9 protein-coding genes and 2 pseudogenes are annotated in these 10,237 nt (G+C 41.0%); 5 read left to right on the top strand and 6 right to left on the bottom strand.

Annotation, left to right across the window (positions count from 1 at the left end; translation table 11 throughout):
* Window positions 1-104 precede the first annotated feature (104 nt).
* From ACFFAP_RS30900 to ACFFAP_RS30875, 6 genes are all read right to left on the bottom strand, one after another.
* Complete coding sequence (locus ACFFAP_RS30900) at window positions 105-599, bottom strand: ureidoglycolate lyase (RefSeq protein ID WP_375514790.1); 495 nt, start codon at window positions 597-599, stop codon at window positions 105-107.
* A gap of 121 nt (window positions 600-720) precedes the next feature.
* Window positions 721-1,740 carry an RNA polymerase sigma factor, RpoD/SigA family gene (locus ACFFAP_RS30895; protein WP_375514789.1) on the bottom strand — a complete coding sequence of 340 codons (1,020 nt, stop codon included), beginning with the start codon at window positions 1,738-1,740 and terminating at the stop codon, window positions 721-723.
* A 452-nt stretch (window positions 1,741-2,192) separates the two neighbouring features.
* On the bottom strand, window positions 2,193-2,321 hold the full coding sequence (locus ACFFAP_RS30890; RefSeq protein ID WP_375514791.1) for a DUF3172 domain-containing protein: 129 nt from the start codon (window positions 2,319-2,321) through the stop codon (window positions 2,193-2,195).
* Between the two features lie 317 nt (window positions 2,322-2,638).
* Window positions 2,639-2,971: a riboflavin-specific deaminase gene (locus ACFFAP_RS30885; RefSeq protein WP_375514788.1), complete on the bottom strand. Its 333-nt coding sequence runs from the start codon at window positions 2,969-2,971 to the stop codon at window positions 2,639-2,641.
* A 140-nt stretch (window positions 2,972-3,111) separates the two neighbouring features.
* Window positions 3,112-3,504 carry a hypothetical protein gene (locus ACFFAP_RS30880; protein WP_375514787.1) on the bottom strand — a complete coding sequence of 131 codons (393 nt, stop codon included), beginning with the start codon at window positions 3,502-3,504 and terminating at the stop codon, window positions 3,112-3,114.
* Between the two features lie 118 nt (window positions 3,505-3,622).
* Entirely contained in the window at window positions 3,623-3,760 is a 138-nt protein-coding gene (locus ACFFAP_RS30875) for a hypothetical protein (RefSeq protein ID WP_375514786.1), read from the bottom strand.
* A gap of 279 nt (window positions 3,761-4,039) precedes the next feature.
* On the opposite strand from ACFFAP_RS30875, the pseudogene ACFFAP_RS30870 reads away from it, so the two are divergent.
* The 5 genes and pseudogenes from ACFFAP_RS30870 to ACFFAP_RS30850 all read left to right on the top strand — a co-directional run.
* A pseudogene (locus tag ACFFAP_RS30870) lies at window positions 4,040-4,294 on the top strand (TetR/AcrR family transcriptional regulator); the annotation flags it as partial.
* 44 nt (window positions 4,295-4,338) lie between these two features.
* Window positions 4,339-4,935, top strand: a pseudogene (locus ACFFAP_RS30865) (HlyD family secretion protein); the annotation flags it as partial.
* Between the two features lie 34 nt (window positions 4,936-4,969).
* Window positions 4,970-5,530: a hypothetical protein gene (locus ACFFAP_RS30860; protein ID WP_375514785.1), complete on the top strand. Its 561-nt coding sequence runs from the start codon at window positions 4,970-4,972 to the stop codon at window positions 5,528-5,530.
* A 521-nt stretch (window positions 5,531-6,051) separates the two neighbouring features.
* Window positions 6,052-9,675, top strand: a complete 3,624-nt coding sequence (gene nifJ, locus ACFFAP_RS30855; protein ID WP_375514784.1) for a pyruvate:ferredoxin (flavodoxin) oxidoreductase — start codon at window positions 6,052-6,054, stop codon at window positions 9,673-9,675.
* Between the two features lie 34 nt (window positions 9,676-9,709).
* Window positions 9,710-9,856 (top strand): hypothetical protein, encoded by a 147-nt coding sequence (locus ACFFAP_RS30850; RefSeq protein WP_375514783.1) that lies wholly within the window; start codon window positions 9,710-9,712, stop codon window positions 9,854-9,856.
* The last annotated feature ends 381 nt before the right edge of the window (window positions 9,857-10,237 follow it).

Below are 10,237 nucleotides of genomic sequence, written 5' to 3'. Positions count from 1 at the left end.
GGACTGGGGACTGGGGACTGGGGACTAGGAAAGAGTTTTCCCAATACCCAATTCCCAATCCCCAATCCCCAATCCCCAATATAATTTATTTAACCCTATTTCACCTAAACCATCTCAAACTCTAATTGATGAGTCTTGAGAAAATCATGGGTGAAATGATCCACCATATTTGTATCAGCTAGTTCTAAATTATAAAAATCTACAGCTTCATGATCAAAATAGGGGCCAGCGTGCCAAGTACCCTCATGTAGCTTGATAAAACAATCCCCCGGAATGCAAAAAGCAGCAATCTCTTCTAATGCTGGTTCATTCACATCATTATTAGGAGGACAAACTGCAATTAACCAATCCTTCCCTTCTAAAGAACCCAGACATTGAGTGCATTCCACATGGCGAGTAATTTTATGAAACTTTCGCCCTCTCTTTTCCAACCGCATAATATAAAATCGGGGAATCCCGTTATGCAGGTTTAACTGGGCATCTTCCCCATCGTAAGCTTTGCCATCAAGACTTGCAAAAATCACCTGTCCATAACGCCGAAAGTTTTCAGAATTCACCGATTGTGCTTGCAATTGTTGCACTGTCTTTGATGTACTCATATCAAATCTTTGAGAGAGATTACTTAGGTTGATTTTCCCCCATAATGACCAATAATTATTAATTCATAATTCATAGTTAAAAAATTAAATTATGAATTAGTAATTATAAATTATGAGTTATTTAGCTAGCTAAATAACTACGTACTTGTTCTTTCTGGCGTCGGAGCAAACTGAGAGCTTTTTGCTCTATCTGACGCACCCGTTCTCGACTAATACCCATGCGATCGCCAATCTGTGCTAAAGAAAGTTCATATCCATCAGTCAGACCAAAGCGCAAGGTTAATATTTCTCGCTGCTGGGGAGAAAGCTTTGCTAACAAGTCTTGTAAATCTTGGTGCAAAGATTCTTCAACAGCATAGTCTTCCGGAGAAGGGCCATCATCCTCCAGTATGTCCTGCAATTCTGTATCTTGTTGTTCACCAACTCGCGCCTCTAAGGAGAAGGGTTGACGCGCTAAGTACAAACACTCTCGAACTTGGCTAGGCGTCAAAGATAACGCCTTAGCAATTTCAGCAGTAGTAGGAACCCGACCTAACTGTTGAGATAATTCTCGCTGCACCCGTTTAATTTTGTTCAGTTTCTCAAAGACATGGATCGGTAAACGAATTGTCCGTCCTTGTTGAGCGATCGCTCTTGTGATTCCTTGACGAATCCACCAGTAAGCGTAGGTAGAAAACTTATAACCAAGAGCGGGATCAAATTTATCCACCCCTCGCTCTAAACCTAAAGTACCTTCTTGAATTAAATCCATAAATTCCAGGTTGCGGTGCTGGTATTTTTTCGCCACAGCTACCACTAACCGGAGATTAGCCTGAATCATTTTCTGCTTGGCTTGATGTCCTAAATTTAGCTGTTGCTCTACCACCTCAACACTTAACTCCACCTGATCTGCCCATTCTTGCAGCGTGGGTTCGTGGTTTAATTTCACAGCCAATTCTTCTTTAGCAGCTAGTAAATTCATCATCTGCTGCACTTGTTCGGCAAAAATAACCTCTTGTTCACGAGTCAACAAATCTACACGCCCGATTTCTTGCAGATAACTACGCACAATATCATCTGTAGCTCGAGGTTTTTTATCTGCGGCTAAACTTTTTTTCTTCGTTTTTTGAACTTCGGTAGGTGAAGATGTTAAGTTGCTCATGGTTATTTGCTCCTCTGTAACGTCATCAATTTATTGGTATCAAGTCTAGATATTCAGACCCATAGCCATTTCACACTGCTAATCAATCAATTGGCAATACTGATGATGAATTCTGGTCTATGATACATTACAAGTTAATTCTTGGAGATAATAAACCCAAAATCAACCCACCCCCTAATAATAACATCATCAGTAGTGACAAATCAATTGTCTCAAGTATCATCACCATATTTTTTTAACCTATTGCACTGATTTCTTATTGATATTTGCATATCTTGAAACCTAATTATTATTGATTTAATTCTCCAATATACTTTATGAATAATTAAAAATTGCCCCGAAAAGTATTTTATTACAATAAACAACTTCAAAATAGAAAATTTCTAAATTAGTCATAATTGAAGATTATTAAAACACCAAATAATAATTTATTTTCATTTGTGCTATTTTGGTTATATCTCAAAGGTATCTATGATAATTGCGCTTGTGTCATACTGCACGCAGACATCTGCATTGGGTGTATTATCAATGTAATTCCTGTTGACGACATTTTTTTGACTAAAAGTAGTAATAATGGTCACATTAACATCAAGGATAATACTTGGCAAGACAGCAACACCCGCGATCGCAAGTAATTATCCTATTTTAAGAAAAGACTTACGTCTATGGGTGGTTAATTATTATACAGCAGAATTTAAATAACAAGATTCCCGACTTCTCCAAAAATGCAAAAATCATCTGAAACCTTTAACAAGAGGATATCTTAAAGCTTCCACGCTTACTAGTTTTCACCTGTTGACACAAAAGCACACTTGTGAACCGACACAGATGATTGACTTCTTGCAAAGATTTTTGGAAAATGGTACTATATTGCAATTATAACCTAACTTTTCAAGTATCACTTTATTAGATATTGGTTAAGAAAAGCATTCACCTCATTGGCGCATAGCCCAACATTAACTATCTTTCCTGCAATTCTTAAGAATGTCAATCCTTGACCATTATTACGGGAGTCTGGATCAATTATAGATACATATATTTCATGTATACGATGATCTTTGGCGATCGCTAAAGCACATGCGGGTGTGCGTCCATGAAAAGAACAAGGTTCAAGAGTTACATACATTTTCAAGAAGTTGAAAGCTTTGCCTTGAATTTGGTTAAGTGCGTCAGCCTCAGCATGGTGTTTTCCGGGTGCTTGCGTGTATCCTTGGGCTACTATAGGACTCATATTTGATTGCGTGAAAAAAACTCAGTACATCTTTATTCCTTCTTCCCAGTCCCCAGTCCCCAGTCCCCAGTCCCCAGTCTCTACGAGTAATTCACCGAATCAAATCGGATTGCTATATCTCTTGCTAAAAAAGTTATATATCAAAACTTAGTAACTGTCACACTAATACCAGAATCGAGTTTAGGAACCTTGAGATACTCAATTGGCTCAGTACTTTGAGAAGTTTGGGTATTTGTTGGCTTTTGACATTGCTTAAAGAAAGCACCTGGGTTATTGATCAAGTCAAGCGGGTTAATCTTTTGGCATCCTTCCTCCTGTACTAGCAAAATTGATTCAGCAGTTTGTTTGGGATTATTGGACTGTCCGGTAAAATTACTCCATGTATTGTCAATCGTAGCTGGTTCCGTCAATAAAACTCCAGCCTGATTGTAATCGCCTGTTGTGATGGGAACATTTTCTTGGTTAGCATAGGCACTCTGGGGGAGAGCTAATGCACTAATCACAACGACTAAGGTGATAGAAGATAATTTCATAATTCAATCTCTTTAGATTTAATATCAGTTTAATAATTAAAATTGGCTAAATATAGAAACCAAAAAATAGCAGCCTAGTTTTAATACTTAAGATTAACACAGGTAACAATAAGTTTAGCTAAACTTCATTAAAAATATAGCGGAGTTTAGTCAAATTTATACTTTTAGCGATAATTTCATTGGCAATATCCCAATACTTTAAAACCTTGCTCTTGCGATAATGCCCCATGACTCCCTTAACATGCCGTTCGATCATCTTAAAAATAGGGGGGGTAAAGAACCTAATCTTGCCCGTGCAAGTCTATATTATGCTTTCGGCAGAAATAAACAATGCGTAATCCTTCTTTTTTAGCAAAATATCACTAGAAATTACTGCGCCATAACGCTTTGCTTTGGCGGCAGCTAATTGCCGAAAAGAATCATTTTTAATTGTATGATTTTTTACATTATAAATTAATAAATTATCCTTTTATATATCAGCAAGAAAGATGCTACTTGAATATGTAACGAGCATTGGATATAAATAAGCTTAATCATGCCTAAGATTGTTGACCATGAGCAATACCGTAAAGAACTGCTCGACAAGTGCTTTGATTTATTTGCCCAAAAAGGCTATGGTTCCATCACTATGCGCCAAATTGCTGAACAATTAAGGGTTTATACTGATATATTGTATCACTATTTACCTAGCAAACAAGCTCTATTTGAGCAATTGGCCCAGGAGATTTGTGAGTCAGATTTAAGTGCAGCATTAGCTGAACTAGAAGGAGTGCAAACGCTACAAGAGTCAAGTCGCTTCGCTCCAATTAAAAATTAAAAATATAAAATTAAAAATTGCAAGGCGATCGCATTGCCAAAATTCTAGTCAAAGAGGGCGATCGCACTAAAGCCGGACAGATGGTGGCAATTTTAGACGCTCGCGATCGCTTACAAACTGCCGTACTACAAGCCCAACAACAAATCAGAGTTGCCCAAGCTAAACTCGCTCAAGTGCAAGCAGGAGCAAAAGCAGGAGAAATTCAGGCCCAGCAGGCAAGCGTTGAACGTCTCCAAGCCCAATCCCAAGGAGACAAAACAGCGCAACAGGAAGCGATATTCCGCATAGAGGCACAGTGGTCAGGAGACAGAATAGCGCAAGAGGCAACCATTAAGAAGCTAGAGGCAGAACTAAAAAATGCCTCAGCCGAATATCAACTTTATCAGCAGTTATATTCCCAAGGGGCAGTTTCTAATTCTTTGTACGATAGTAAGGGCTTGACTGTAGAAACTGCCAAACAGCAAGTAGACGAAGCCAAAGCAGTTCTCAACCGGATTAACACCACTGCTAGCAAACAACTTGCCGAAGCCAAAGCAGCACTCGCCCGCACTAACGCCACTGGTAGCAAGCAAGTTAGCGAAGCCAAAGCCACACTCACCAGTATTGCAGAAGTCTGACCTGTAGACGTAGCCGCAGCCAAGACAGAAGTTGAAAAATCGTGTCATTGATGATTGCCATATAGGACGCATTACTATTGATTATCAACCAGGACATCCTCATGGCTTTGTTTCCTCTATTTATATGGGGGAAATTGCTCTTTGTCAGGCACTTTACGACCCTGATGGTGTTTTAGAAGGTTTGAAGGCAAAAACAAAGCCTTATCCAGTTGGGCTGAAACAGGCAACTATTGATACTTTCGCCTGGGAAATAAGTTTCTCGCTGTTGGTCGCAAAAAAGGCGATTGCACGCAATGATGTTGTTTATGCAGCAGGTTGTTGTTTCCGCAGTGTGGCATGTATTAATCAGGTTTTATTCGCGCTCAATGAAGATTACCTGTTGAATGAAAAGGGGGCGATGCCTGCGGCGGGCTACGCCAACGCAGTTGCTAATAGGTTTGCTGTTTGCCCGCAGGACTATCAACAACGGGTTGAGCGAGCGTTTGCACTTTTAGCTACCGATGCAAAATCAATAACTGAGGCGATCGCGATTATTGAGGCGATTGAGGATGATTTGAGTCAATGGTATGGAAATCGGCGATTAGCAATGTAATTTTTATTGCCATCTGACTTCTGTTGCTATGGGATTAAAAGTGATATTTGACCATCGTACAAAATAGTCTCAAAACTGCGTAGGTTTTGCTTAAAAACAACTTCAGTGTAGATTAGTTGAGTAACTTAGACGCAACATTTTCAGAGCTTTGTTGGGTTTTATCACCTTCAACCAACCTACAAATTTTCTTAACTGAGCAGTATTGTTCCCGACCCTATACCCCACAAAAAAGAATAAATTGTTTGAAAGTATTATCAAATAAAGACTTTGGTCATTGAGTACATTATTAATACATATTAATAGATGCAGGATTGCAGATGAGATATTAATAGATGCAATATTTGTTGAAAGTTAACTTAAGAGCCAAAAGCCATCAATAAATTATCCTTTAATACGGAGTAAATCCTACCGATAAATCTTTAATGCAGATAATACACTTACTTTCTAGTACTGGCTATTTCTGATTCTTATATTCACGTGTTCTGATAATGCAGCTTAGAGGCGGGGACAAAAATCATATTATGAACAAAACCTTTGCAACCATTGACGGGAATGAGGCTGTTGCCCGTGTTGCTTACAAATTAAATGAAGTGATTGCCATTTATCCTATCACCCCCTCTTCAGCAATGGGTGAATGGGCTGATGCTTGGTCAGCAGAAGGTCGTCCCAACCTTTGGGGTACTATTCCTAGCGTCGTGCAAATGCAGAGCGAGGGAGGAGCAGCCGGTGCTGTGCATGGGGCATTGCAAACAGGTTCCTTGAGTACCACCTTTACGGCATCTCAGGGATTATTGTTGATGATACCCAACTTCTACAAAATTGCTGGTGAATTGACTAGCGCTGTGGTTCACGTTGCAGCCCGTTCTTTGGCTACCCATGCATTATCAATTTTTGGCGACCATAGCGATGTGATGGCAGCTCGGGCGACTGGTTTTGCGCTGCTGTGTTCCGCTTCGGTGCAGGAAAGTCAAGATTTTGCTCTTATTGCCCATGCTGCTACTCTAGAGACGCGAGTCTCGTTTATGCACTTCTTTGACGGCTTCCGCACATCACATGAAGTGCAGAAAGTCAAACTGCTCTCAGATGACGATTTGCGATCGCTCATCCACGATAATCTAATACTCGCTCACCGCAGCCGTGCCCTCACCCCAGATCGTCCAGTATTGCGCGGTACTGCCCAAAACCCCGATGTCTACTTCCAAGGACGCGAAGGTGCTAACCCTTATTACAACGCCTGTTCAGAAATTGTCCAGCGCATCATGGATGAATTTGGAGAACGCACAGGAAGGCATTATCAAATTTATGAATATTACGGTGCTAAGGATGCCGATCGCGTTATCGTTCTTATGGGTTCAGGTTGTGAAACCGTCCATGAAACAGTAGATTACCTTAACGCCCGTGGTGAAAAACTTGGTGTAGTCAAAGTGCGACTTTACCGCCCCTTTGATATCCAAAGGTTTGTTGCAGTATTACCAACTAGTCTAAAAGCGATCGCAGTTCTTGACCGCACCAAAGAAGCAGGTAGCGCCGGGGAACCTTTGTATTTGGATGTCGTAGCTGCTATTCATGAAGTGTGGGAAGATAAGAGAGCAGGGGGAGAAAATACTTTCTCATCCCCTAAAATCATTGGTGGTCGTTACGGTCTTTCTTCTAAGGAATTTACTCCGGCGATGGTGAAGGGCATCTTCGATAATCTCGCGCAAAGCCAGCCGAAGAAGCATTTTACTATCGGTATTAATGACGATGTTACTTACACTTCTCTAAGCTTTGACTCTAATTTCTCTACAGAATCGGATAATGTTGTCAGGGCAATGTTCTATGGGCTGGGTGCTGATGGTACTGTTGGAGCTAACAAAAACTCCATCAAGATTATTGGTGAAGAAACCGACAATTACGCTCAAGGCTACTTTGTCTATGACTCCAAGAAATCTGGCTCAATGACAGTTTCTCACCTACGTTTCGGGAAAGAACCAATTCGTTCTACCTACTTGATTGACCAAACCAACTTTATTGGTTGTCATCACTGGGGATTTCTGGAACGCATAGATATTTTGAAAGCTGCTATTCCTGGGGCGACTTTGCTGCTTAATAGTCCTTATGATGCAGATAACGTCTGGGAAAATCTGCCGTTGAAGGTGCAGCAGCAAATTATCGATAAGCATTTGAAGTTATATATCATCAATGCTAGCCAAGTTGCCCGCGACAGTGGCATGGGTGGCAGAATTAACACGATTATGCAGGTATGTTTCTTTGCCTTAGCGGGTGTCTTGCCACAAGAAGAAGCGATCGCTAAAATCAAACAAGCGATTGACAAGACTTATGGTAAAAAAGGTGCAGAAGTTGTCCGCATGAACTTGCAAGCTGTAGATAATACTTTAGACAACTTGCATAAAGTAGATATCCCACAAACAATTCTCACAGACGCGATTAATCGCGTCTCTTGTACAGACGCGATTAATCGCGTCTCTACTGCTCCCGAATTTGTGCGGGAAGTTCTGGGCAAAATCATGGTGTGGGAAGGTGATGACTTACCGGTTAGCACACTACCTGTTGACGGCACTTTCCCTGTAGGTACTGCCAAGTGGGAAAAACGTAACGTTGCCGAAGAGATACCTGTATGGGAGCCGGATGTCTGCGTACAATGTGGTAAGTGCGTGATGGTTTGTCCCCACAGTGCCATCCGGGCAAAGGCTTATCAAGCAGATGAGTTAGTAAATGCACCAGGAACCTTCAAGTCAACTGGTGCAAAAGATAAAGACTTTGCCAATCAACAATTTACCATTCAAGTTGCCCCAGAAGATTGCACAGGATGTACTATTTGTGTAAATATTTGTCCTGCTAAAGATAAATCTGAGCCATTGCGGAAAGCAATTAACATGGCACAGCAGTTGCCATTGCAGGAACAAGAGCGAAAAAACTGGGATTTCTTTTTGAGTTTACCTAATCCTGACAGGCGATCGCTAAAATTAAACCAGATTCGCCAACAACAACTGCAAGAACCTTTATTTGAATTCTCTGGTGCTTGTGCAGGTTGTGGTGAAACACCTTACTTGAAATTATTAACACAATTGTTTGGCGATCGCGCCGTCATCGCCAATGCTACAGGTTGTTCTTCAATTTATGGTGGTAATCTCCCCACAACACCTTGGACAACCAACGCCGAAGGACGCGGCCCGGCGTGGTCTAATAATCTATTTGAAGATAACGCCGAATTCGGTTTTGGCTTCCGCCTTTCCCTCGACAAACAAGCTGAGTTTGCGGCGGAATTGTTACAACAGTTGGGGAGTGAAATAGATGAAAACCTTGTTTATTCCATCCTGAAAGCTGAACAAAAATCTGAAGCTGATATTTGGGAACAGCGCGAAAGGATAGAACTGTTGCAGCAGAAGTTAGATGAAATCGTAACTTTCGATCCTAATCTCAAATCCAAAATCCAAAATCTCAAATCCCTTGCGGATTACTTAGTGAGAAAAAGCGTCTGGATTGTTGGCGGTGACGGTTGGGCTTATGATATAGACTTTGGCGGTATCGATCATGTTATTGCTAGTGGTCGAAATGTGAACATCTTGATCATGGATACAGAAGTGTATTCTAATACAGGTGGTCAATCTTCTAAAGCTACACCACGAGCCGCAGTTGCTAAATATGCCGCTAGTGGTAAGCCTGCACCTAAAAAAGACTTAGGGATGATTGCCATGACCTACGGAAATGTCTACGTAGCGAGTGTAGCCCTTGGCGCTAGAGATGAACATACCCTGAAAGCATTTTTGGAAGCAGAAGCTTATGATGGGCCATCAATAATTATTGCTTACAGCCATTGCATCGCCCACGGCATTAATATGACCACAGGGATGAATCATCAGAAAACTTTGGTAGAATCAGGTCGTTGGTTGCTGTATCGGCATAATCCAGAGTTGCTTAACCAGGGTAAAAATCCTTTGCAATTGGATATGCGTAAGCCTGAGCAATCTGTAGAAGATTCCATGTATCAAGAAAATCGCTTCAAGATGCTTACCAAGAGTAAACCCGACGTAGCCAAGCACTTGTTAGAACAAGCGCAAGCCGAGGTAGATACACGGTGGCAGATGTACCAATATCTCGCAAAGCGCGATGTTGATGACAAACATCGCAATGTTGATGACTAACGTCGCAATGTTGATGACTAATGTCGCGATGTTGATGACAAACATCGCGATGTTGATGACTAATGTCGCGATGTTGATGACAAACATCGCAATGTTGATGACTAACATCGCGATGTTGATGACAAACATCGCAATGTTGATGACTAATGTCGCGATGTTGATGACTAACGCTGTGGTTTAAGTTGTGTTGAACGCCATCCTTGAGCCAACAAAGGCACAAATATTAGGCTACCCTGCGGGATCTTGCTACGTTCCTCAATAGAATCTATAAAAATAGCGCCATGTCTTTGACGGGCGTGGCTGTAACAAAAACTTTACGTTCGCTCGTCATAAAATTAACTATAACTTTACCAAAATTACACCCAGCCTATTGACAATGCTTAGATATTATCAGAATATTTAAGTGATTTAACGGTTATCAAAGTAATTTTTGCTTAGAGGTTGTTTGAAAAGTGGTATGTTGTGATTTTAATCGAATTATTACCCCCCTTAATCCCCGCGATATATTGGGGGAAAATAAGAAAATCCGGTTCCCTCTCCTTTAGAAAGGGAGGGTTAGGGT

This window comes from uncultured Nostoc sp. (assembly GCF_964245575.1).
GTDB lineage: Bacteria > Cyanobacteriota > Cyanobacteriia > Cyanobacteriales > Nostocaceae > Nostoc.
This window is presented reverse-complemented; position numbering and strand designations above follow the sequence as displayed.

What these genes read in the sequence shown, in the direction of transcription:
- ACFFAP_RS30850 (WP_375514783.1), top strand. Translation starts at nt 9,710, where the DNA reads ATGACAAACATCGCGATGTTGATGACTAATGTCGCGATGTTGATGACA.
- ACFFAP_RS30885 (WP_375514788.1), bottom strand. Translation starts at nt 2,971, where the DNA reads ATGAGTCCTATAGTAGCCCAAGGATACACGCAAGCACCCGGAAAACAC.
- ACFFAP_RS30895 (WP_375514789.1), bottom strand. Translation starts at nt 1,740, where the DNA reads ATGAGCAACTTAACATCTTCACCTACCGAAGTTCAAAAAACGAAGAAA.
- ACFFAP_RS30900 (WP_375514790.1), bottom strand. Translation starts at nt 599, where the DNA reads ATGAGTACATCAAAGACAGTGCAACAATTGCAAGCACAATCGGTGAAT.
- ACFFAP_RS30880 (WP_375514787.1), bottom strand. Translation starts at nt 3,504, where the DNA reads ATGAAATTATCTTCTATCACCTTAGTCGTTGTGATTAGTGCATTAGCT.
- nifJ (WP_375514784.1), top strand. Translation starts at nt 6,052, where the DNA reads ATGAACAAAACCTTTGCAACCATTGACGGGAATGAGGCTGTTGCCCGT.
- ACFFAP_RS30875 (WP_375514786.1), bottom strand. Translation starts at nt 3,760, where the DNA reads ATGATCGAACGGCATGTTAAGGGAGTCATGGGGCATTATCGCAAGAGC.